The 22,037-nt window shown below is 74.7% G+C and carries 18 protein-coding genes; 9 read left to right on the top strand and 9 right to left on the bottom strand.

Annotated features, from left to right (window positions below; genetic code table 11):
- Window position 1: 1 nt before the first annotated feature.
- The 3 genes from FGW31_RS19125 to FGW31_RS19140 form a co-directional block, all read right to left on the bottom strand.
- Entirely contained in the window at window positions 2-1,645 is a 1,644-nt protein-coding gene (locus FGW31_RS19125; RefSeq protein WP_142194658.1) for a DNA repair helicase XPB, read from the bottom strand.
- A 117-nt stretch (window positions 1,646-1,762) separates the two neighbouring features.
- On the bottom strand, window positions 1,763-1,948 hold the full coding sequence (locus FGW31_RS19130) for a hypothetical protein (RefSeq protein ID WP_142194659.1): 186 nt from the start codon (window positions 1,946-1,948) through the stop codon (window positions 1,763-1,765).
- A 511-nt stretch (window positions 1,949-2,459) separates the two neighbouring features.
- Window positions 2,460-5,117 carry a helicase C-terminal domain-containing protein gene (locus FGW31_RS19140; RefSeq protein ID WP_142194661.1) on the bottom strand — a complete coding sequence of 886 codons (2,658 nt, stop codon included), beginning with the start codon at window positions 5,115-5,117 and terminating at the stop codon, window positions 2,460-2,462.
- 117 nt (window positions 5,118-5,234) lie between these two features.
- Here FGW31_RS19140 and FGW31_RS19145 point away from each other — a divergent pair, with 117 nt between their 5' ends.
- Together FGW31_RS19145 and FGW31_RS19150 are read left to right on the top strand one after the other, a co-directional pair.
- Entirely contained in the window at window positions 5,235-6,251 is a 1,017-nt protein-coding gene (locus FGW31_RS19145; RefSeq protein WP_142194662.1) for a hypothetical protein, read from the top strand.
- Window positions 6,252-6,896: 645 nt separating this feature from the next.
- The gene (locus FGW31_RS19150; protein WP_142194663.1) at window positions 6,897-7,559 is read left to right on the top strand and encodes an HAD family hydrolase; all 663 of its coding nucleotides are present in this window, start codon (window positions 6,897-6,899) and stop codon (window positions 7,557-7,559) included.
- Here FGW31_RS19150 and FGW31_RS19155 read toward each other — a convergent pair.
- Window positions 7,541-7,801, bottom strand: a complete 261-nt coding sequence (locus FGW31_RS19155; RefSeq protein ID WP_142194664.1) for a hypothetical protein — start codon at window positions 7,799-7,801, stop codon at window positions 7,541-7,543. The genes FGW31_RS19150 and FGW31_RS19155 overlap by 19 nt on opposite strands.
- Window positions 7,802-7,965: 164 nt before the next feature.
- On the opposite strand from FGW31_RS19155, the gene FGW31_RS36100 reads away from it, so the two are divergent.
- Window positions 7,966-8,349 carry a cold-shock protein gene (locus FGW31_RS36100; RefSeq protein ID WP_142194665.1) on the top strand — a complete coding sequence of 128 codons (384 nt, stop codon included), beginning with the start codon at window positions 7,966-7,968 and terminating at the stop codon, window positions 8,347-8,349.
- Between the two features lie 13 nt (window positions 8,350-8,362).
- Here FGW31_RS36100 and FGW31_RS19165 read toward each other — a convergent pair whose 3' ends face one another.
- From FGW31_RS19165 to FGW31_RS19180, 4 genes are all read right to left on the bottom strand, one after another.
- Complete coding sequence (locus FGW31_RS19165) at window positions 8,363-9,274, bottom strand: 1,4-dihydroxy-6-naphthoate synthase (RefSeq protein ID WP_182675114.1); 912 nt, start codon at window positions 9,272-9,274, stop codon at window positions 8,363-8,365.
- Window positions 9,264-9,968 carry a futalosine hydrolase gene (locus FGW31_RS19170; RefSeq protein WP_142194667.1) on the bottom strand — a complete coding sequence of 235 codons (705 nt, stop codon included), beginning with the start codon at window positions 9,966-9,968 and terminating at the stop codon, window positions 9,264-9,266. The genes FGW31_RS19165 and FGW31_RS19170 overlap by 11 nt, the downstream gene beginning before the upstream one ends.
- Before the next feature lie 22 nt (window positions 9,969-9,990).
- Window positions 9,991-10,464, bottom strand: coding sequence for a DUF2771 domain-containing protein (locus tag FGW31_RS19175; protein WP_202431555.1), 474 nt, complete (start codon window positions 10,462-10,464; stop codon window positions 9,991-9,993).
- Window positions 10,465-10,528: 64 nt separating this feature from the next.
- On the bottom strand, window positions 10,529-11,962 hold the full coding sequence (locus FGW31_RS19180) for an MFS transporter (RefSeq protein ID WP_142194668.1): 1,434 nt from the start codon (window positions 11,960-11,962) through the stop codon (window positions 10,529-10,531).
- Between the two features lie 319 nt (window positions 11,963-12,281).
- Between FGW31_RS19180 and FGW31_RS19185 the strand changes: the two genes are divergently transcribed.
- A complete protein-coding gene (locus FGW31_RS19185; RefSeq protein ID WP_142194669.1) occupies window positions 12,282-13,208 on the top strand; it encodes a DUF3027 domain-containing protein in 927 nt (308 codons plus the stop codon).
- Window positions 13,209-13,550: 342 nt separating this feature from the next.
- Here FGW31_RS19185 and FGW31_RS19195 read toward each other — a convergent pair whose 3' ends face one another.
- Complete coding sequence (locus FGW31_RS19195) at window positions 13,551-14,417, bottom strand: MBL fold metallo-hydrolase (RefSeq protein WP_233288600.1); 867 nt, start codon at window positions 14,415-14,417, stop codon at window positions 13,551-13,553.
- Between the two features lie 105 nt (window positions 14,418-14,522).
- Between FGW31_RS19195 and FGW31_RS19200 the strand changes: the two genes are divergently transcribed.
- From FGW31_RS19200 to FGW31_RS19220, 5 genes are all read left to right on the top strand, one after another.
- Window positions 14,523-15,107 carry an ABATE domain-containing protein gene (locus tag FGW31_RS19200; RefSeq protein WP_373303370.1) on the top strand — a complete coding sequence of 195 codons (585 nt, stop codon included), beginning with the start codon at window positions 14,523-14,525 and terminating at the stop codon, window positions 15,105-15,107.
- A 534-nt stretch (window positions 15,108-15,641) separates the two neighbouring features.
- Complete coding sequence (locus FGW31_RS19205) at window positions 15,642-18,773, top strand: sacsin N-terminal ATP-binding-like domain-containing protein (protein WP_142194672.1); 3,132 nt, start codon at window positions 15,642-15,644, stop codon at window positions 18,771-18,773.
- Between the two features lie 493 nt (window positions 18,774-19,266).
- Window positions 19,267-20,112 (top strand): DUF4097 family beta strand repeat-containing protein, encoded by an 846-nt coding sequence (locus FGW31_RS19210; RefSeq protein ID WP_142194673.1) that lies wholly within the window; start codon window positions 19,267-19,269, stop codon window positions 20,110-20,112.
- Window positions 20,113-20,173: 61 nt separating this feature from the next.
- Complete coding sequence (locus tag FGW31_RS19215; RefSeq protein ID WP_233288599.1) at window positions 20,174-21,181, top strand: ATP-binding cassette domain-containing protein; 1,008 nt, start codon at window positions 20,174-20,176, stop codon at window positions 21,179-21,181.
- Window positions 21,178-21,966 (top strand): ABC transporter permease, encoded by a 789-nt coding sequence (locus FGW31_RS19220; protein ID WP_142194674.1) that lies wholly within the window; start codon window positions 21,178-21,180, stop codon window positions 21,964-21,966. The genes FGW31_RS19215 and FGW31_RS19220 overlap by 4 nt, the downstream gene beginning before the upstream one ends.
- The last annotated feature ends 71 nt before the right edge of the window (window positions 21,967-22,037 follow it).

A 22,037-nucleotide genomic window follows, 5' to 3' on the forward strand; every position in this document is an offset into this window, starting at 1 on the left:
CTCAGCTCTCGGTGAGCAGTTCGTCCGCGTCCATGATCCGGTACGCGTACCCCTGCTCCGCCAGGAACCGCTGGCGGTGGGCCGCGAAGTCCTGGTCGATGGTGTCCCGGGCGACCACGGAGTAGAAGTGCGCCTGGTGCCCGTCCGCCTTGGGCCGCAGCACCCGGCCGAGCCGCTGCGCCTCCTCCTGCCGCGACCCGAAGGTGCCCGACACCTGGATGGCGACCGTCGCCTCCGGCAGGTCGATCGAGAAGTTCGCGACCTTGGACACCACCAGGACGCTGATCTCCCCCTCACGGAACGCGTCGAACAGCTTCTCCCGCTGCGCGTTCGACGTCTCGCCCTTGATCACCGGCGCGTTCAGGTGCTCGCCCAGCTCGTCCAGCTGGTCGATGTACTGCCCGATGACGAGGATCTGCTGCCCGGCGAACCGCCGGACGATCGCCTCGGTCACCTTCTGCTTGGTCGCCGTCGTCGAGCAGTAGCGGTACTTCTCCTCCTGCTCCGCGGTCGCGTACGCCAGCCGCTCGGAGTCGGTGAGGCTGACCCGCACCTCCACGCAGTCGGCCGGGGCGATGTAGCCCTGCGCCTCGATCTCCTTCCAGGGCGCGTCGAACCGCTTCGGCCCGATCAGCGAGAACACGTCCGACTCGCGGCCGTCCTCCCGCACCAGCGTCGCCGTCAGCCCGAGCCGCCGCCGGGCCTGGAGGTCCGCCGTGAACTTGAAGACGGGCGCGGGCAGCAGGTGCACCTCGTCGTAGAGGATCAGGCCCCAGTCCCGGGAGTCGAACAGCTCCAGGTGCGGGTAGACGCCCTTCCGCCGGGTGGTCAGCACCTGGTACGTGGCGATGGTGACGGGCCGGATCTCCTTCCGCGTCCCGCTGTACTCGCCGATCTCGTCCTCGGTCAGCGAGGTCCGCTTCACCAGCTCGTGCTTCCACTGCCGGGCCGAGACGGTGTTGGTGACGAGGATGAGCGTGGTCGACTTGGCCTGCGCCATGGCCCCGGCGCCGACCAGCGTCTTGCCGGCGCCGCAGGGCAGCACGACCACGCCGGAGCCGCCGTGCCAGAAGTTCTCCACGGCCTGCTTCTGGTACGGCCGCAGCGCCCACCCGTCCTCGCGCAGCTCGATGGCGTGCGCCTCGCCGTCCACGTACCCGGCGAGGTCCTCGGCCGGCCAGCCCAGCTTCAGCAGCACCTGCTTGATCTGGCCGCGCTCCGAGGGGTGCACGACGACCGTGTCCGGGTCGATGCGGGCGCCGACCAGCGGCGTGATCCGCTTGGAGCGCAGCACCTCCTCCAGGACGGGCCGGTCGGTCGTGGTCAGCACGAGGCCGTGCGCCGGGTGCTTGACCAGGCTGAGCCGGCCGTAGCGGTCCATGGTGTCGGCGATGTCCACGAGCAGCGCGTGCGGCACCGGGTAGCGGCTGTACTGCACCAGCGCGTCGACGACCTGCTCGGCGTCGTGCCCGGCCGCGCGCGCGTTCCACAGGCCCAGCGGGGTCACCCGGTAGGTGTGGATGTGCTCCGGGGCCCGCTCCAGTTCGGCGAACGGCGCGATGACCCGACGGCAGTCGTCGGCCTGCTCGTGGTCGACCTCCAGGAGCAGGGTCTTGTCGGACTGGACGATGAGCGGACCATTCACGCGCGGCTGCCTTTCTGCGGCTCGGCGACGGACGCGGCACGGGCACTGCACGAGCACTGCACGGCCAAACGTCCAGTTTGCCTGATCGCTCACCGCAGGTGTCCCGAACGGACCCGGCTACTTCAGCGAGGGCAGCGTGAGGTTGTTCACCAGCGGCCCTTCGACGATCACCCCCTCGGTGAGGAGCGGCTCCACGCCGGCGACCGGGACCGGCAGCGGCAGTGCGGTGGCGGCGGGAGCGAGAACCGTGACGAGCGCGACGGCGGTGAGACAGCCGACGACGGCCCGGGACAGGGAACGCATGGTGCACCTTCCGGTCGACGGGGGCGGGCCGGTCCCGGGGACAGGGACCGGCCCGCGAGAAACGGAGAGAAACGCGAGAAACGGACGAACGCAAGAGAGCACGAGAAACGCGAAACGCTGGATGCGGAACGCTGGACGCGTGACCCGTGACCCGTGACCCGTGACGCGAGACGCGAGACGCGAGACGCGTCAGAGGATCGGGAGATCCCGGGATCGGAGGGTCAGAGGGTCAGGCCCCCGCCGAGGTCGATCCCGACCGCGGCGGCCTCGGCGGCGAACGCTCCGAGCAGGGCGACCGTGGAGGTCAGGACGGCGGCGACACGACGAACGGCACGCATGAAGACTTCCTCTCTGTGGTGCGCGAACGGTCCCCGGTGGTCTCCGGGCCCGTTCAGGACACCCAGTGGCTGCCCCCGCGCCGGCCGCCCGATGCGCGGCGGCCCGCAGGCTCGCTCATCAGGTGGAAGCTCCCGGCGTGGCGTGCATGAAGCCCGTCGTACACCCGAAGGAGTCAGCTCTCGTCGTCCGACAGCTCCGCGACGCCCGTGATCCTGTGGAGCGGATACGTACGCACCTCGTCGGCAGTGTGGTCGTACGCCGTGACGAAGCCGCCCTCGACGCGGACCGGGGCGATGACGCGCTGGCTCGCCGCGCCCTCGGCGTTGACGTAGCCGATCCACAGCGACGCGCCGGTGAGGACGGCGGCCTGCACGGTGGCGAGGGTCTCGGCGGACGTGGTGCGGGGCAGTTCGCCGCGGTCCGGCCCGTCCCCGGCGCCCGGTTTGCGCGGGGCGGTGGAGGCGAGGTCCCCGGCGCGGATGGCCCGGATCGCCGCCGTGAGCAGGGTGTCGTCAGGGACCGGCGGCCCGTCCGGGACCGGCTCGGGCGCGCTGCGCGGCGGGGTGCGGTGGGCGTCGGCGCGGGCGATCAGGACGTCGCCCTCGGCCGACTCGGCGGCCGGCGCGAACCCCATCGCGCGCAGCCCTTCCAGCAGGCCCGCCGGACCGGCCTGCGCGGCCAGCACGGTCGGCGCGAGCCGGCGCAGGCCCAGGCCGGCGGCGCGCTTGTCGGCGAGGATCTCGTTGAGCACCGCGTCGTCGTCGCAGCGGACGTACGCCGAGGCGGCGCCCACCCGCAGGTGCCCGTGCCGCCGGGCCACGTCGTCGATGAGGTACGCGAGCGGCTGCGGCACCGGCGTACGGGAGTGCGCGGCGAGGAAGGCGTGCAGGTCGGCGGCGGTCTGTCCGGCGTCGAGGGCGCGGCGCACGGAGCCGGGCGTGAACCGGTAGACGGTCGCGCCGCCCTTGGACTCCACGTCGGCGAGGACGCTCAGCATGTCGGCGAGCGGCCGCTCCAGCGGGCCCGGCGCGACCGCCGTCAGGTCGGCCTGGAGGAGCACGTGGTCCAAGGGCTCGGGCAGCAGCGGCGCGAGCAGCCGGGCGGCGGTCGCGGCGGCGGTGGCCCGGTCGGCGGGGGAGAGGGGGGCCGGGGGCGGGGTGGGGCGGTGGTGCACGGGCAGCTTGTCGCCCGGACCCTCGGGCTCCGTTTCCGCTTCGGGTTTCCGGGGCGCGGGCGCGCCGATCAGGGCCCGCCCGTGCGCGGAGAGCGCGCCGCGCCCGGTGACGCCCAGCATCTCCGCCTCGGACAGCGCCCACCGGGCCAGCCGCGACCGCAGGTCCTCCTCACCGTCCCCGGCCCGCACACCGCCCACAGTCCCGCGCCCGCCGTCGCCCGCAGCCGCCGACGCCCCGCGTCCGCCCTCCGCCGCCGAGCCACCGGCCGTGCCGGGCCCCGCGCCGCCCCGCCCGCCGCGCGGCGGGCGTTCCCAGCTCAGGCGGGCCAGGACCGACTCGGTCACCGGCGCGGCTCCCTCCGGCAGCCCGGCCAGCAGCGTCAGCACCCGGTGCCGTACCTCCGGCGCCGCCGAGCGGTCCAGTCCCGGGCCCAGCGCCGACAGCGTGCGGTCCTTCGCGTCCCGCCCGCCGACCAGCCCCGCCGTCCGGGTCGCCGCCAGCCAGGCCGACGCCAGCCGCGCCCACCGCTGCGCGGGCGGCTGCTCGCGCCACTCGTCGTACGCGGGGGTCGCCGCGTACCGCTCCTCGGCCTCCCCGTCGGAGGCCAGCAGCCCGGCCGCGTAGGCCAGTTCCACCCAGAACGCGGCCACCGGCTCGGGCACGTCCAGCGCGACGGCGGTCCGCTTCAGGTCCCGCACGCTCAGCCCGCCGGCCCGCAGCACCGCCGGACCTCCCTCGTGCCAGTCCTTCAGCAGCTCCTCGACGGTCGCCAGCGCCGTGTACGCCTGCCCGGCCGCCGTCGCGTCCACCACCTGCGGACGGTGCGCGGCGGCGGCCTCCACGGGCGGCGGCACCGGTTCCGGCGACCGGTGCGCCCGCCCGCCGCGCAGCCGGAGCGCCACCTCGCGCGGCAGCACGACCGTGCCCGGCGCGGTCGGCAGCAGCAGTCCCCGGTCGAGCAGCCAGCGCAGCCGGGGCGCGGGATCGGCGGTGACCTGCCCGTACGGCGGGCCCCACACCAGCCGCTCCAGCACCTCGAGCGACTCGGCCGGCGCCCGGTCGAGCAGGGCGGACATCCGCGCCGGGTCGTTGAACAGCTCGGTCAGGGCGGCCACGGCGGACACCGCGTCGTGCGTGGACGGCAGCCCCGCCGCCGACACGATCTCCTGGATCCGTCCCGGCGACATCCCGGCGGCCGCCTCCCGCACGGTCGGGCCGAGGCCGGTCGGGGACGGGTGCTGCGGCGACGGCGACAGCAGCTCGCGGGCCGTGCGCACCAGCCGCAGCCGGGTGTCGTCGCCCCACACGAGCGCCTGCTCGCGCAGGGTGGCCAGGGCGTGCGGCAGCGCGGCGGAGACCGCCGGGTCGCCGTCGTCGCCGGCCAGCAGCCCGAGCAGTTCCGTGTACGTCGCCGGGTCCGCGGCCACCGCCAGCGCCTGCGCCGTCTGCACCGCGAACCGGTCCAGCCGCTCCAGCGCCCGGACGACCGAGGCGCGGGTGCCGGCCCGGGTGGCGAGCTGGGTCAGGTCGGTGGGGACGGGCGTGATGAGATCCGGGCGGCTGCGCAGGAGCGCGGCCAGGGACACGTCGTCCCGCCCCCGGAGTGCCTCAGCGAGGGATCGGGGGGCCGCCGCGGGCTTCTCCTCGGTGCTCATCCGCCTCACGGTAGCGGGTGGGCACGTCGGTGGCGTGCCGGGAGTTGGGCCGGCCGGCCGGACTCGCGGTACCGTCGGGCGACGGTGCCCCAACGCATCCGCCCCGGAGGGGACTTCGTGGGAATCGAGAGTGACCAGGTCGTCTACGAGTATCTGAGCCGCGTCGGCGACGTGGCGCAGCAGCGGCAGCTGCCGTCGGCGGCGCGCATGCGGCTGGTCGCCGAACTGCGTGACGAGATCGACCGGCGGCGGGCCAGGGCCGTGGTCGACTCGCCCGGCGCCGTCCGCCGCATCATCTCCCGGATCGGCACGCCGACCGAGGTCGTCGCGGCCGCCGAGGACGCCTCCGGCACCCCGGCGAGCGCTCCCGAGCCGCCCGCCGCCGTCCCGGAGCAGCGCGAGCCCGAGCGTCCCGCCGCCCGGGCCGGCCGGCCCAAGGGCGTCCTGCGGCGCGCCGTCCCCCGGCCCCGCCCGGCCGACACCCCGGACCCCGCGCCCGCCCCTGTCCCCGCCACCGCCGACGCGCCGTCCCCGCCGCACCGGGCCGGCACGGACGAACTCGGTGACAGCGCCACCCAGCCCGACTGGTGGCGGGTGGACGACAGCCCGTTCGGCGTCGGCGACGAGGTGCCGGGTTTCGTGGGCGGCGTGGAGATCCCGGAACTGCTCAAGGCTCCACGGACCCGGGACGACGACACGCCCCCGGAACCGGCCGCCGACGCCGCGCCCGCCCCCGCGCCGGAGGACGAGCCCGCCGCCCGCCGCCGCTTCCCGCGCCTGGTGCGCCTGCCGTCCGGCCGCTGGAGCAACCCGCTGCTCCTGCTCGCCGCCGCGCTGCTGGTCGCCGGAGCGGTGATCGGCGACTGGCGCGCCCTGGTCCTCGGCTGGCTCATCGCCTACGCCTCCCGCCGGCTGACCCAGGCCGAGATCAAGTGGGCGGTGGTCATCCTTCCCGGCCTGTCGCTGGCCGGCGGCGTCGTCTGGCTGTGGGGCAGGACCCGGGGACGCTGGGGCGACCCCATCGCCGAGGGCCACATGAACGCGGCGATCTCCGAGACCTGGCCCTGGGTGATCCGGACGGCGGCCGTGGCCACGGCCCTGTTCCTCGTCTGGCGCTCCCAGCGCCGCGGATGACCCGCCCGACTCGGACAACCGAACGCCCCCGCCCCTGGGCCTCGCCGACCCCACGGCCCGCACCACCTCGCCCCGGACCCAGACGCCGGGGCGGCCCGCACCGCCCCGAGCCCGGCCCGGACGACCGGACGGCCCGCACCGCCCGCACCCGGCCCCGACGACCGGACGGCTCGCACCGCAGCCGAGCCCGGCTCGGACGACCGGAGGGCCCGCACCGCAGCCGAGCCCGGCCCGGACGACCGGAGGGCCCGCACCGCAGCCGAGCCCGGCCCGGACGACCGGACGGCCCGCACCGCAGCCGAGCCCGGCCCGGACGACCGGACGGCACACACCCCGCCCCGGGCCCTGACGACCGGACGGCCCGCACCGCGCCCGGCTCGGACGACCGGACGATCGGACGATCGGACGACCGCACGGCCCGCACCCCGCCCCGGGCCCTGACGGCCGCACGGCCCGTACCGCCCCGAGCCCAGCCCTGACGCCCGGACGACCGGAGGGCCCGCACCGCAGCCGAGCCCGGCCCGGACGACCGGACGGCACGCACCCGACCGCGATGCCCCGAGCTGCGGGCCTGTCCGCCAGGCCGCCCGCAGCCGCCCGGAGTCGCCCGTCTGCCCGCCCCGGTGTCTGGGCACAATGGCCCATATGGCCTCCACGACCGCGCCCCAGCCCACCGTCGGCTTCGACCTCGACATGACCCTCATCGACTCCCGGCCCGGCATCCGCGCCTGCTACCAGGCACTCTCGGAGCGGACGGGAACGTACATCGACGCCGATCTCGCGGTCACCCGGCTCGGGCCGCCGCTGGTGGACGAGCTGGCCCACTGGTTCCCGGCCGCGCGGATCGAGGAGACGGCGGACCTGTACCGGGCGATGTACCCGTCGTACGCCATCACCGCCACGCCCGCCCTGCCCGGCGCCCGTGAGGCGATAGCCGCGGTCCGGGAGGCGGGCGGGCGGGCGATCGTCGTCACCGCCAAGTACGAGCCCAACGCCAAGCTGCACCTGGCGCACCTGGGCATCGAGCCGGACGCCGTGATCGGCGACCTGTGGGCCGAGCAGAAGGCGCTGGCGCTGCGCGAGCACGGCGCGTCCGTCTACGTCGGCGACCACGTGGGCGACGTGCGCGGCGCGCGGACCGCCGGCGCGCTGTCGGTCGCCGTCGCCACCGGGCCGTGCGACGAGACGGAACTGCGCACGGCCGGCGCGGACGTCGTCCTCACCGACCTGACCGAATTCCCGCGATGGTTTTCGGACTACCGCACGGACAATCGCACGGACCGACGGGACTACCGCTCCGGCAACTGACCGGCGCGCGCCCGGCGCCGTCCGGCCGCGACGGAACGCATGACGCCCGCACCGGCCATCAGGAATCCGACGGCCATGAGCATGCTCAAGCCGAACATGTACGTCGGAAAGGGCGTCGTTCCCAGGAACAACGGGGCCACCGTGACCAGTGTGGCCACGGCGCCGACGAAGAAGACGAGGGCACCGGCACGGACCAGGCCGTCACCGGGCGCGCTGGAATTCGCTTGGGTTTTGTCACGCACCGGACCAGGGTAGTTCCCGACGCGAAGGAACAAGCCGGTGACGTCTTGTCACCGGCCTGAAGACCATTAGCCTTGGTACCGGCGGGTCGTCAGGCCCGCCCGAGTGCTATCAAGAGCCGTTTTCAGAAGCAGTTTTCCCGACGAGTACGAGGACGAGGACAGACGTGCCTACCGGCAAGGTCAAGTGGTTCAACAGCGAGAAGGGCTTCGGCTTTCTCTCCCGTGACGACGGCGGCGACGTCTTCGTGCATTCCTCGGTCCTCCCCGCCGGAGTCGAGGCCCTCAAGCCGGGCCAGCGCGTCGAGTTCGGTGTGGTCGCCGGGCAGCGCGGTGACCAGGCCCTCTCCCTGACGATCCTGGACCCGACCCCGTCGGTCGCCGCCGCCCAGCGCAAGAAGCCCGACGAGCTGGCCTCCATCGTCCAGGACCTGACGACGCTGCTGGAGAACATCACGCCGCAGCTGGAGCGGGGCCGCTACCCGGACCGCGCGGCCGGCAAGAAGATCGCCGGCCTGCTCCGCGCGGTCGCCGACCAGCTGGACGTGTAGGAATCTCCCGTTCTCAGGGGAACCGCAGCGCATCCGGGCCGAGGGGCGGCACCAGCCCTTCGGCCGCCGCGCGCGTCAGCAGGCCCCGCACGGCCGCGTAGCCGTCCTCGCCCAGGTCGGCGGTGAACTCGTTGACGTACAGCCCGATGTGCTGGTCGGCGACGGCCGGGTCCATCTCCTGGGCGTGCTCCATGACGTACGGCCGCGACGCCTCCGGGTCGTCCCACGCGGCCCGGACGGACGCGCGGATCGAGTCGGCGAGCCGGGTCAGCGCCGCCTCGCCCAGCGACCGCCTGGCGATGATCGCTCCCAGCGGGATCGGCAGCCCCGTGGTCCGCTCCCAGTGCTCACCCATGTCGGCGAGCTTGTGCAGCCCGTAGGTGTGGTAGGTGAAGCGCGCCTCGTGGATGACGAGCCCCGCGTCGACCTTCCCGTCCCGCACGGCCGGCATGATCTCGTGGAACGGCATCACCACGATCTCCCCGACGCCTCCCGCCCGTCGCCCACCACCGCCCTCAACGGAAGGCCCTGCGGGCCCGCCCCTCCGGGTTCCGACGACATCCGCCGCCCACAGCCGGAACAGCAGGTACGCCGTCGACCGCTCGCTCGGCACGGCGACCGTGCGCCCGGCCAGGTCCAGCCCTTCCTCCCGGGTCAGCACCAGCGGCCCGCAGCCCCGCCCCAGCGCACCCCCGCAGGGCAGCAGCGCGTACTGGTCGAGGACGTACGGCAGCACCGCGTACGACACCTTCAGCACGTCGAGCTCGCCGCGCTCGGCCATGCCGTTGGTGATGTCGATGTCGGCGAAGGTCACGTCGACGGCGGGCGCGCCCGGCACGCGGCCGTGGGCGAGGGCGTCGAAGACGAAGGTGTCGTTCGGGCAGGGCGAGTAGGCGATCCGCACCTGCGGCGGCTCACTGGTCATGGCGGTCATGCTGCTTCCAACTCTCCAGGACGGGCGCGAGCTTCCCGAACCCCTCGGTGAGGGCGTCCAGGGCGTCGCCGATGCGCCAGGCGGCGCGGTCGCGCGGGCCGACGGGGTTCGACACCGCCCGCACCTCCAGCACGGGCACGCCGTGCGCGGCGGCGGCCTCGGCCACCCCGAAGCCCTCCATGGCCTCGGCGAGCGCACGCGGGTGGCGCCCGCGCAGCTCGGCGGCGCGCGCGGCGGTCCCGGTCACCGTCGACACGGTGAGCACGGTCCCGGTGAGCGCGTCGGCCGCGGCGGCGGCCGCCCGGACCAGGGCGGCGGGCGGACGGTGGGTGACGGTGCCGAAGCCGAGGTCGGTGACCGGCAGGAAACCGTCGGCCGTCTCCGCGCCCAGGTCGGCTGCGGTGATCTCGTCGGCGACGACGAGGGAGCCGAGCGGCGCGTGCGGCGGGAAACCACCGGCGATGCCGGCGGAGACGACCAGGCCATAGGGCCGGCCGTCGAGGGCGGCGGCGGTGAGCGCGCCGGCCGTGGAGGCGGCGGCGAGCGCCGGACCGACACCGGCGGCCAGCAGGTCGGGCCCGCCGGTCACCTCGTGCACGGTCACCGAGGGCCGGACGGTCTCCCGCACCGGCCCCGGGAACGCCCGGGCCACCGCGTCCCGCTCGACGGGGACCGCGGTGGCCACGAGAACACGGACGGACGACGTGTCAGGCGTCCTTCTTCAGCCGGAAGGACCACAGACCCGTGGTGTCCTCCTCGCCCTCCTTGATCGACACCAGGGTCGAGTCGCCCTGGGCGCCGTACTGGGCGTTGAAGAACACGCTGCCCGGGATGGTGCGGTAGGTCTTGGTGCTGGAGTCGGTCAGCGGCTGACCGTTCATCAGGATGGTCCAGCCCTTGTCGGCGACCTCCGGGTCGACGCCGAAGCGCACGGTCGCGTCGGGGTCGACCGAGATCTCGTCGATGCCCTTGTCCTTCAGGCACGCGTTGAGGTCGGCGGCCTTGAGGGCCTCGCCCTCGCCGCCGCAGGTGGCCTCGGAGCTCACCGTGTCACTGCCCACGGTGATGGTGGCCATCGGCGTCGGCTTGTCACAGGCGGCCAGGACGAGCAGTCCGGCGGATACGGCGCCGGCGGCGGCGACGGCGCGGCGGCGTCGCACAGCGGATTGCAACGTGGTCATGAGGCGAAGGCTATCGGGCGCCCCCGTCGCGCTCCCCACGTGGGGGTACGGCGTGGCCGGAGCGTTACGCCACTCGCGCCCGCCCGGCGTTGCCGTGCCGCGCCGAACGGATCAGGCCCCTCAGAGTGGTCAGCCAGCCCGTGGCGACGATCGCCGCGCCCGCCGCCAGCCCCAGCGTGCCGATCAGCGGCATCGCGATGCCGATCGCGCCGCCCAGCACCCACGACATCTGCAGCAGCGTCTCGGACCGCGCGAACGCCGACGTACGGACCAGCTCGGGCACGTCCCGCTGGATCAGCGCGTCCAGCGACAGCTTGGCCAGCGCCTGCGCGAACCCGGCGACCGCGGCCAGACACGCCACCAGCACCGCGCCGAAGAACAGCGCCGCCAGGACCGCCGCGCCCAGCACACAGGCCACCACCGTCACGATGATGACCTCCGGTGCGCGCGACCTCAGCCACGCCCCGACCGCCGTGCCGAGCGCGTTGCCCGCGCCGGCCGCCACACCCACGATCCCCAGGGACACCGCGGCGCTCTGACCGGTCATCGGGTGCTCGCGCAGCAGGAACGCCAGGAAGAAGATGAGGAAGCCGGTGAGGCAGCGGATGGCGGCGTTGGCGCCGAGCGCGTGGGTGACGGCCGGACCGACCGTGCGCAGCCCCGGACGCTTCAGCGGTCTGCGGTGCGGGCCGTGCAGATGCTGCTCGTCGGCGGCGAGCAGGGCCACGTCCTCACCCTTGGCGGAGTCCACCTTCGGCGGCAGCCGGAAGGACAGGAACATGCCCGCCACGAAGATCACGAACGCCCCGTACAGCGGCCAGCGCGGCCCGATCTGCTGGAGCCCCGCACCGATGGGCGCCGCGATCCCGGTCGCGAGCAGCCCGCCCAGCGTCACCCGCGAGTTGGCCTTCACCAGGGAGAAGGCGGGCGGCAGCAGCCGCGGCACGACCGCGCTGCGCACCACCCCGTACGCCTTCGACGACACCAGCACGCCCAGCGCCGCCGGATACAGCTCGATCCCGCCGGTGACGACCGCGCCGGACAGCACCAGCGCCAGCAGCGCCCGGGCGAGCATCGCGCCCGCCATGGCGGCGCGGCGGCCGTGCGGGAGGCGGTCCAGGAGCGGGCCGACGACCGGGGCGAGGAGCGTGAACGGGGCCATGGTGATGGCGAGGTAGAGGGCGACGCGGCCGCGGGCCTCGTCCGTGGGCACCGAGAAGAACACGGTGGACGCCAGCGCGACCGTGATCATGACGTCGCCGGCGCCGTTCACGCCGTGCAGCTCGATCAGCTTGCCGAGCCCGGACTCGCCGGCGCCGTGCGCGTGGGTGGCCCGGCGGATGCCCCGCGCGGTTCCGCTCACCGGGAAGTGCAGCGCCCGCCCGAACGCACGAAGGCGGCCGCCGGTCCGGCCCGTCCGGACGCGTCGGCCGCTGCCCTTGACTCCTTTGGGCCCACCGGTCCCGGTGGCGCCCTGGGGTGTCCTCGCGGTAGCCACGACGTCATAGTGCCCCGAGATGGCGGTGGGTAGTGCCGTATCGCCGGGGACGCCGCCGGGGTCCCGCTGTACGGCGCAACGCCCGGGCCGGCCGGTCGCCGGAAACCGGCGCGCGGCACCCCAGAACAACCGTCGGTGTAGGCCCAGGGCACGCGAGAAGGTAGCGTGCGTATCTCAGCCATCCCGCAGAATGGATGGAGGCGCGCCCGAGCACGTTGCGGCGTGGCGCGGACGTCGACGCGGTCCTCCGGTCCGCTCCGTCCGCCCCCCGCGCTGGGAGTGGCGCATCGTGAGACGGCGTAGGAGAGAAGCGATACCTGTGAGCGCAGCGACAACGCGAAGCCGCACCCCCGACCGTCTGTGCGCCGAGGCCGTCGACCTCGCCCGCGCCGCAGCCGAGGAGGTCGCCGCGCCCGGGGTGGTGGGGGAGTACGAGGGGCTGGTCTCCGAGGGAGACCGCGTCGTCACCCACTTCTTCGCCTGCCGCGAGGCCGGCTACCGCGGCTGGCGCTGGGCCGTCACCGTCGCCCGTGCCTCCCGTGCCAAGATCGTCACGATCGACGAGGCGGTGCTGCTGCCCGGACCCGACGCGGTGCTCGCGCCGGAGTGGGTGCCGTGGAGCGAGCGGCTGCGGCCCGGCGACATGGGTCCCGGCGACCTGCTGCCGACCGACGCGGAGGACCTGCGCCTGGAGCCGGGCTTCTCCGGCGAGGAGGAACCGCCGCCGAACTCCGCGGTGTCCCAGGACATGGCCGAGCTGGTGGAGGCGGAGGACGCCGAGGTCACCGGGGGCACCCCGGCGCATCTGGCGGTGGCGCCGACCCGTGGTTCGATCGCGGCGGTCGCCGAGGAACTCGGCATGCGCCGCGCCCGCGTCCTGTCCCGCTACGGCCTGCACTCGGCCGCAGACCGCTGGGAGGAGGCGTTCGGCGCGAAGACCCCGATGGCGCAGGCGGCCCCCGCGTCCTGCGTCTCGTGCGGTTTCCTCACCCCCATCGGCGGCTCGCTGGGCCAGGCGTTCGGAGTGTGCGCCAACGAGTTCTCCCCGGCCGACGGCCATGTGGTCTCCCTGGCCTACGGCTGCGGCGGCCACTCCGAGGCCGCGGTCATGCCGAAGCCCCCGCAGCCGGCGCCGCCGGTCATCGACGAGACCCGCGTCGACCCGTTCCCGCTGCGTCCCTCCCCGGACTCCGGCTCGGTCCCGGTGACGGAGGACGAGTCGTCGGCGGAGCTGGGGCACTCCTAGGGCCTGTCGTTTGGATCATGTCGGTTTCGCGGGGCGTGGCACGCACATCTGCAGCGTTGTCGTCGGTTGTCGACGCTCCGCGTCGCCGCCCTCCTCCGCCTTGCAGCTGCACGCACCACGCCCCGCTCGGGTGGGCTGAGAAGCGCTGCGTCTCCCAGCCGACCTGATCCAAACGACAGACCCTAGGCTGAGCCGGGCGCCGGAGGGTTGCTGACGGTGCGCTCGGGCCGTGGCGCGCTCTTCGCCGGTCCGCCGGTCCGCCGGTCCGCCGGTTCGCGGCCGGCGGTCCGTGGCTGCGTTCCGTACGCCTCCTGGGCCCGTGTGCCGTGTCGGTCGTGCGGTTCAGGCGCGCCGGGTCCAGTCGGGGTCGAGGCGGTCGGCCAGGCCGGCGGCGGTGAAGGCGGCCAGCAGCTCGTCGCGGCCCTCGGTGAAGTGGGCCCAGCTGTCGTGGTGGGCGGGGACGACGCGGCGGGCGCCCAGGATGCGGGCGGCCTCGGCGGCCTGGGCGCTGTCCAGGACGAGCGGTTCACCGCCGAAGAGGACGGGGAAGCGCGGGGCGCCGGCGAAGAGGACGGCGGTGTCCACCGGCGCGAAGCGCTCGGCGATCTCCTTCACCGCGTCCAGCGAGGCGTTGTCGCCGCTGACGTAGACCGTGGGCAGGCCTTCGCCGGTGAGGACGAAACCGACGACCTGGCCGGTGAACGGCTCCACCTTCTCGCGCGGACCGGGGCCGTGGACCGCGGGCACGCCGGTGACGGTCACGGTGCCGCCGCCGGGGCGGTCCAGCTCGACGGACTCCCAGTCGGCCAGCCCCTTGGCCTTACCGCCGAGGCGCTCTCCGCCGCCCGGGGTGGTGAGGGTCAGCGGGACGTCGGCCAGCAGCGCGCGGCCGGAGGTGTCGAGGTTGTCGGCGTGCTCGTCGTGCGAGAGCAGGACGACGTCCACGGGGCCGAGGTCGGCGGGGGAGGCGTCGGCGGGGGCGGTCTTGGTCAGGGTCGGGCCGGCCGACGGGTAGTCGCCGGGGCCGTCGAAGGTCGGGTCGGTCAGGAAGCGCAGGCCGCCGTACTCGAGGAGGACGGTGGGGCCGCCGAGGGTGCGGACCGGGAAGGGGGTGGGCGCGGAGGAGGATTCGGGAGACGCCGAAGACGCCGAAGACGCCGAAGACGCGGAAGAGGCGGAAGACGCGGAAGACGCGGAGGAAGACGGCACGGGAGATTCACCTCACGGATGGGTGTGGATTAACCGTGAGATGACTGTAGGTGTTCCTCATGGATAAGGGCAAGCCTTACCATGAGAATCGTGAAGGAGGCCCTGATGGAAGAACCCGCACTGCCGCCTGCCCAGGGCGAGGCGGACCACCTCTCGCTCGCCCTCGTCAACAGCGCGGTCGCGCTGCCCGGCGGGCACACGGCCGATCTCCTGGGGACTCCGGCGCGGGCGAACCACTGGCTGACGGAACGCGGGCTCGCGCCGGTCGACGCCGGCATGCGGGAGATGTGCGCGAGCCAACTGCGTTCGCTGCGCGAGCAGATCAGGTCGCTGTTCGCCTCCCGCGCCGAAGGGCTGCCCGCGCTGCCCGCCGCCCTCGCGGCCGTCAACGACGCGATGACCCGCGTCCCCACGGCTCCGCTGCTCCAGTGGGACGCGAAGACGGGCCCCTACCGGGCGACTCCGCACCCGACCAGCGCGATCGTCGACCACGCCCTGGCGACCCTCGCCGCCGACGCCGCCGACCTGCTCACCTCACCCGCTGCCGAACGCCTCACCGCCTGCGGCTCCGCCCCCTGCAACCGCTACCTGCTGCGTCACGGCCGCCGCCACTGGTGCTCCACCCGCTGCGGCGACCGCGCCCGCGCCGCCCGCGCCTACGCCCGCCGCACCCGACCCGCCACGGACTGAGCCCGCCCCGGCTCTCCGGGCAGGGCGCTCGGCCCGCGGTGGTCTGGGTGCGTGCCTGGCTCTCCGGGCAGGGCGCTCGGCGTGCGGTGGTCTGGGCGCGCCGCCGGCCTTCCCGGCACCGGCAGGGCGCTCGGCCTGCCGGGGATCGAGTGTGCCCCGGCTCTCCGGGCAGGGCGCTCGGCCCGCCGCGGTCTGAGTGTGCCCCAGCTCTTCCGGCAAGGCGCTCGGCCCGCCGCGGACCGAGCGTGCCCCGGCTCTCCCGTCGATCGCGGTGCCGCCCCACGCCCGTCCTGGCGCGCGGTACAACTTCCCGCCCTTGTCCCGCTTTCCCTCGCCGTTCCTGCGCCCGCGCGTACGGGTGGGCCCCCGCCGTTCCTGCGCCCGCGCGTACGGGGTGGGCGCAGGAACGGCGGGGCGCACACCGGCGTGCCGGCCGTCCCGGTGAGGAGCCCTCGCGCGAGACGGTGCGCGGACGGTTCCGATGGAGCGGTACCTTCGGTCTCACGCCGACGAGGGCCGATGAGGAGAGTCAACGTGAGCAAGTTCGTGCGGCCCGCCGCCGAGGGTGCCGACCCGTTCGCCACGGCACGTCTGCGGCGCGGTGTGCTGGACGCCTGGGCCACCAGCCCCGCCCGCTTCCGTGAGGACGCCAACGCCGAGGAGGACCTGGTCCTCGGCGGGTACCGGGACCGTCTCGTCGTCGAACTCGCGCAGAACGCGGCCGACGCCGCCGCCCGCGCCGGCGTCCCGGGGCGGCTGCGGCTCACCCTGCGCGACGGCGTCCTGGTCGCCGCCAACACCGGGGCACCGCTGGACGCGGCCGGCGTCGAGTCGCTGTCGACGCTGCGCGCCTCCGCCAAGCGGGACGAGTCGCAGCGGGCGGTGGGCCGGTTCGGTGTCGGGTTCGCGGCCGTCCTCTCCGTCACCGACGAGCCCGCCGTCGTCGGACGGCACGGCGGCGTGCGCTGGTCGCTCGCCGAGGCCCGCGAGCTCGCCGGTGACACCGCCCGGCACAGCCCCGGCCTCGGTGACGAGATCCGCCGCCGTGACGGGCACGTGCCGCTGCTGCGGCTTCCGTTCGCCGCCGAGGGCACCGCTCCCGGCCCCTACGACACGGCCGTGATCCTGCCGTTGCGCGACGCCGCCGCCGCCGACCTCGCCGAGCGGCTGCTGAACGCCGTCGACGACGCGCTGCTGCTGGCGCTGCCCGGCCTCGACGAGGTCGTGGTCGAGATCGGCGACGCGGCGCCCCGCACCCTGGGCCGCCGTACCGAGGGCGCTCTGATCGTCGTCGAGGACTCCCGTGAGGGGACGACCCGTTGGCGTACCGCCGCCGCGCACGGGCCGCTCACTCCCGACCTGCTCGCCGACCGGCCGGTCGAGGAGCGGCTGCGGCCGCACTGGTCGGTCACCTGGGCCGTCCCGGTGGACGCCGACGGCACGCCCGCCCGCCCCCGCACCAGCCCCGTGGTGCACGCCCCCACCCCCAGCGACGAACCCCTCGGCGTCCCCGCCCTGCTCATCGCCTCCCTCCCGCTGGACTCCACCCGCCGGCACGCCGCGCCCGGCCCGCTCACCGACTTCCTGGTGCAGCGCGCCGCCGACGCCTACGCCGAACTGCTCGCCGACTGGCGCCCGGTGACCGCCGGAATCATCGGCCTCGTGCCGGGCCCGCTCGGCAAGGGCGAGCTGGACGGGGCCCTGCGGCAGGCGATCCTCGAACGGCTGCCCCGCACCTCCTTCCTGCCGCCCGCGGCCGAACGGCGCGAACAGGACGGCGACGAGGAGCTGCCCGAGTCCCTGCGTCCCCGCGACGCCGAGGTGGTCGAGGGGGCGGGCGCGGACACCGTGCGGGTGCTGGCCGAGGTCCTTCCCACGCTGCTGCCCGCCGGTCTGGAACGCCGCGTCGAACTGCGCACGCTGGGCGTCGCCCGGGTCCCGCTCACCGATGCGATCGACCGGCTGGCCGGGCTGGAGAAGTCCCCCGACTGGTGGCGGCGGCTGTACGACAGCCTCGCCGGCGTGGACCCGGACCGGCTGTCCGGGCTGCCGGTGCCGCTGGCCGACGGCCGGACCACCATCGGTCCCCGCCAGGTGCTGCTGCCCACCCCCGACTCGGCGTCCCTCGACGCCGAGCTGCTCGCCCGGCTGGGCCTCAAGGTCGCCCACCCGGACGCCGCCCACCCGATCCTGGAGAAGCTCGGCGCCCTCCCCGCGACCCCGCGCGCCGTCCTCACCACCCCGCAGGTGCGTGCCGCCGTGGCCGCCTCGCTCGACGACGAGGGCGGGATGAACTGGGAGGAGGACGCCCCGGACGCGGAGGAACTCGCCGACACCGTGCTGGGCCTGGTGCGCGACGCCGGACTCGAAGCCGGTGACGAGCCGTGGCTGGGCGCCCTCGCCCTGCCCGACGAGGACGGTGAGCTGTCGCCCGCCTGCGAACTCGTCTTCCCGGGAGGACCGTTCGCCCGGGTCATGCGGGAGGGCGAACTCGCCGCCGTGGACGCCGAGCTGGCCGAGCGGTGGGGCGAACAGCCGCTGGCCGCCTGCGGGGTGCTGGTGGACTTCGCACTGATCCGCGCCACGGACGTGGTCCTCGACCCGGACGAACTGGAGCCCCGGGAGGGCGACTTCGCCGAGCCGGACGACGCGGGCCTGCTGGACGCGGTGGACGTGTGGAGCGAGGACATCCTGGACCGCTTCCCGGACAGCCCGGTGCCGCCGGTCGCCACCGAGATCGTCGCCGTGCGGGACCTGGACCTGGTGGACGACGACCGGTGGCCGCAGGCCCTCGCCCTGCTGTCCCGGCCGCCGCTGCGCGACGCGCTCGTCCAGCCCGTGCGCATCCTGCTGCACGACGGCACCCACGAGGTCGTACGGCCGTACACCGCCTGGTGGCTGCGCGGGCACCCGGTGCTCGGCGGGCGCCGCCCGGCCGGACTGCGCGCGGCCGGCGGGGACCCGCTGCTGCGCGGCCTGTACGACGAGGCCGACGCGACCGGGTTCGAGGACGAGCAGGTGCTGCGGGCCCTGGGCGTACGCACCTCGGTGGCGGCCCTCCTCGACGAGCCCGGCGGCGCGGCCGAGCTGCTGGACCGCCTCGCCGACCCCGACCGCCCCGTCACCGCCGCCCAACTGCACGCCCTGTACGGCGCGCTGGCCGAGCTGGACCCCGAGCAGGTGACCCTGCCGGACGAGCTGCGCGCGGTCGTGGACGGCCGGGTGGAGGTGGTGGACGCGGCCGACGCGGTGGTCGTGGACTCGCCGGACCTGCTGCCGTTCACCGGCGGTGTGGCGCTGCTGCCGGTGCGGCCGTCGCGCGCCGCGGAGCTGGCGGAACTGTTCCAGGTGCGGCGGCTGAGCGAGTCCGTCACCGGTGAGGTGCACTCCGAGGGCACGGAGCACGAGGTGCCGGAGCCGGTGCGGGTGCTGCTCGGGGCGCGTACTCCGGCGTCGTACGTGGAGCACGAGGAACTCGTCGTGGACGGCGTGGAGATCGACTGGCGGCTCACCGACGACGGTGTGCTGCACGCGGCCACGCTGGAGGGGGTGGCCGCCGGGCTGGCCTGGGCGGCCGGTCAGTGGCCGCGGCGCTTCGAGGTCGCGGCGCTGCTGGAGGACCCGTCGCGGACCGAGGAACTGGCACGGGACCGCTGGTTCGACTGACGGACCGGGACCACGGGGAGCGGTCGCCGCCGATCCGGCGGCCCTCACCCTCACTTGGCACCGATTGGCGCCGGGTGGCATCACATGGTGCCACCCGGCGCTTGTGTGTGTCGTGGCGTGGGTGACTTCGGTGGGGAGGCGAGTGTCTGCGGCTGCTTGGCGTGCCGTGTTTCCGCAGGTCGGGAGCCGGAGTGCGATGGTCCGGTGGCGTCGGTGCCACGTGCAGTGTCATTGCGGCTTGCGTGTGGCGCCACAGTGGTGCCATGATGGCGTCATCGACCTCGCGCCGCAGGTCGGCAGTCACCGCCGCGAACGCGTGGTGGCCGCAGACAGCGGCGCGCGGAGCCTGACGACCGGCCGGGAGCGCCGACCCCGCACCGGCCCGCCCGCACCACCGGCGCCACCAGCACAACCGGCACAACCGGCGCCACCAGCACGCACCTCACGTCCCCGGCCCGGGGACGGCCCGACGACCCACGAGGACGGACCAGCCATGCCCACGTTCGACACGCCCGCACCCCTCTCCGCCACGGTCCATGTGGACGCCGGTTCCGTGCAGTTCACCGCGGGCGACCGCCGCGACACCGTCGTGGAGGTGCGCCCGCGTGACCCGAAGAAGGAACTGGACGTCCGCACCGCCGACCAGACCCACATCACCTGCGCGAACGGCGTCCTGACCGTCCGCACGCCCAAGCCCGGCCTGTTCGGCCGCACCGGCACCGTCGACATCGCCGTCGCCCTGCCCACCGGCTCCGACGCCGACATCACCGGCGCCTGGACCCAGGTGTTCGGCGAAGGCCGCCTCGGCGAGGTCCACGTCAAGACCTCCGCCGGCGACGTCCGCCTCGATGCCACCGGCCCGCTGAAGCTCACCGCCTCCCACGGCTCCATCAGCGTCCAGCACGTCCACGGCCCCGCCGAGATCACCACCAGCTCCGGCAGCCTGCGCGCCGGCCGGCTCGACGGCCCCGCCGTCCTGAAGAACTCCCACGGCACCACCACCGTCGGCACCGCCACCGGCGAACTGCACGTCAGCGGCGCCAACGGAGACATCGACATCACCCGCGCCGAGGACTCCGTCACCGCCACCACCGCCCACGGCACCCTCCGCGTCGCCGACCTCGCCCGCGGCACCGCCCGCCTGGAAACCTCCCACGGCGCCATCGACATCGGCATCCGCGAAGGCACCGCCGCCTGGCTCGACGCCGACTCCGGCTCCGGCCAGGTCCGCAACACCCTCACCCCCTCCCACGCCCCCCACGACGGCACCGGCGACACCGTCAAGATCCACGCCCGTACCCGCTACGGCAACATCGACATCCGCCGCGCCACCGCCTGACCACCACCGCCGCGAACGGCCCCCTCCCGTACCCCACTTCAGCCCCGAAACGGAGCATCCCATGCCTTCCACTGTCATGCCCACGACTGGACGGGGCGGCGGCGGCCCGGCACCGGCCGCCGTGTCCGCCGTCGGCCTGCGCAAGTCGTACGGCGACAAGACCGTGCTCGACGGCATCGACCTGCGGATCCCGGCCGGGTCCGTGTTCGCGCTGCTCGGACCGAACGGCGCCGGCAAGACCACCGTCGTGAAGATCCTCTCCACGCTGATCGGCGCCGACGGCGGGCAGGCCCAGGTGGCCGGGCACGACCTCGCCACCGAGGCGCAGTCGGTGCGCGCGGCGATCGGCGTCACCGGGCAGTTCTCCGCCGTCGACGGGCTGATCACCGGCGAGGAGAACATGCTCCTGATGGCCGACCTGCACCACCTGCCGCGGAGCGAGGGACGGCGGGTGACCGCCGAGCTGCTGGAGCGGTTCGACCTGGTCGACGCGGCGAAGAAGCCCGCCCAGAGCTACTCCGGCGGCATGAGGCGCCGCCTCGACATCGCCATGACCCTGGTGGGCGGCCCGCGGATCATCTTCCTCGACGAGCCGACCACCGGCCTCGACCCGCGCTCCCGCCACACGATGTGGCAGATCATCCGCGAACTCGTCGCCGGCGGCGTCACCGTCTTCCTCACCACCCAGTACCTGGAGGAGGCCGACCAGCTCGCCGACCGCATCGCCGTGCTCCACGACGGCCGGATCGCCGCCGAGGGCACCGCGGAGGAACTGAAGCGGATCGTCCCCGGCGGGCACGTCCGGCTCCGCTTCACCGCCCCGGCCGCCTACCGGACCGCCGTCGGCGCGCTGCGCGAGGTCACCGCGGAGGCCGACGACGAGGCGCTGGCGCTGCACATCCCCAGCGACGGCACCCAGCGCCAACTGCGGTCGCTGCTCGACCTGCTGGACTCCGCCGGCGTCGAGGCGGACGAGCTGACCGTGCACACCCCCGACCTCGACGACGTGTTCTTCGCCCTGACCGGCGCCGCCACCCAGCCCCACGAGCCCGAGGAGGCCGTCCGATGAACTCCCTGTCCCTCGCCGTGCGCGATTCGTCCACCATGCTGCGCCGCAACCTGCTGCACGCCCGCCGCTACCCGTCCATGACGCTGAACCTGCTGCTGACCCCGGTCGTCCTGCTGCTGCTCTTCGTCTACATCTTCGGTGACGTGATGAGCGCCGGCATCGGCGGCGACGCCGACCGGTCCGCGTACCTCGCCTACCTCGTGCCCGGTGTCCTGCTGCTCACCATCGGCGGCACCACCATCGGCAGCGCGGTGTCCGTCTCCGTCGACATGACCGAGGGCATCATCGCCCGCTTCCGGACGATGGCGATCCACCGCGGGTCGGTGCTCATCGGGCACGTCGTCGGCAGCGTGGTGCAGTGCGTGATGAGCGTGGTGCTCGTCGGGGCGGTCGCGGTGGCGATCGGGTTCCGGTCCACGGACGCCACCGCCCTGGAGTGGCTGCTGGCGCTGGGACTGCTGGTCCTCGTCTCCCTGGCGCTCACCTGGATCGCCGTCGGCATGGGCCTGTCCAGCCCGAACGCGGAGGCGGCGAGCAACAACGCCATGCCGCTGATGATCCTGCCGTTCCTGTCCAGCGCGTTCGTTCCGGTGGAGCAGATGCCGGGCTGGTTCCGGCCGGTCGCCGAGTACCAGCCGTTCACCCCGGCCATCGAGACGCTGCGCGGGCTGCTGCTCGGCAGCGAGATCGGCCACAACGGGTGGCTGGCCGTCGTCTGGTGCGTCGCCCTCGCCGCCCTCGGCCACCTCTGGTCCAGGTCCCTGTTCGCCCGCGACCCGAAGTAGCGGCCCGCGGCCGGCCGGTCCGCTGCGCGCGCGGGTCCCCACGCCCCTCCGAGGGGCACGGGGACCCGCGC

It is taken from the genome of Streptomyces calvus (genome assembly GCF_006782915.1).
GTDB lineage: Bacteria > Actinomycetota > Actinomycetes > Streptomycetales > Streptomycetaceae > Streptomyces > Streptomyces calvus.

What these genes read in the sequence shown, in the direction of transcription:
- FGW31_RS19150 (WP_142194663.1), top strand. Translation starts at nt 6,897, where the DNA reads ATGGCCTCCACGACCGCGCCCCAGCCCACCGTCGGCTTCGACCTCGAC.
- FGW31_RS19140 (WP_142194661.1), bottom strand. Translation starts at nt 5,117, where the DNA reads ATGAGCACCGAGGAGAAGCCCGCGGCGGCCCCCCGATCCCTCGCTGAG.
- FGW31_RS19210 (WP_142194673.1), top strand. Translation starts at nt 19,267, where the DNA reads ATGCCCACGTTCGACACGCCCGCACCCCTCTCCGCCACGGTCCATGTG.
- FGW31_RS19220 (WP_142194674.1), top strand. Translation starts at nt 21,178, where the DNA reads ATGAACTCCCTGTCCCTCGCCGTGCGCGATTCGTCCACCATGCTGCGC.
- FGW31_RS19215 (WP_233288599.1), top strand. Translation starts at nt 20,174, where the DNA reads ATGCCTTCCACTGTCATGCCCACGACTGGACGGGGCGGCGGCGGCCCG.
- FGW31_RS19165 (WP_182675114.1), bottom strand. Translation starts at nt 9,274, where the DNA reads ATGACCAGTGAGCCGCCGCAGGTGCGGATCGCCTACTCGCCCTGCCCG.
- FGW31_RS19175 (WP_202431555.1), bottom strand. Translation starts at nt 10,464, where the DNA reads ATGACCACGTTGCAATCCGCTGTGCGACGCCGCCGCGCCGTCGCCGCC.
- FGW31_RS19130 (WP_142194659.1), bottom strand. Translation starts at nt 1,948, where the DNA reads ATGCGTTCCCTGTCCCGGGCCGTCGTCGGCTGTCTCACCGCCGTCGCG.
- FGW31_RS19200 (WP_373303370.1), top strand. Translation starts at nt 14,523, where the DNA reads ATGGAAGAACCCGCACTGCCGCCTGCCCAGGGCGAGGCGGACCACCTC.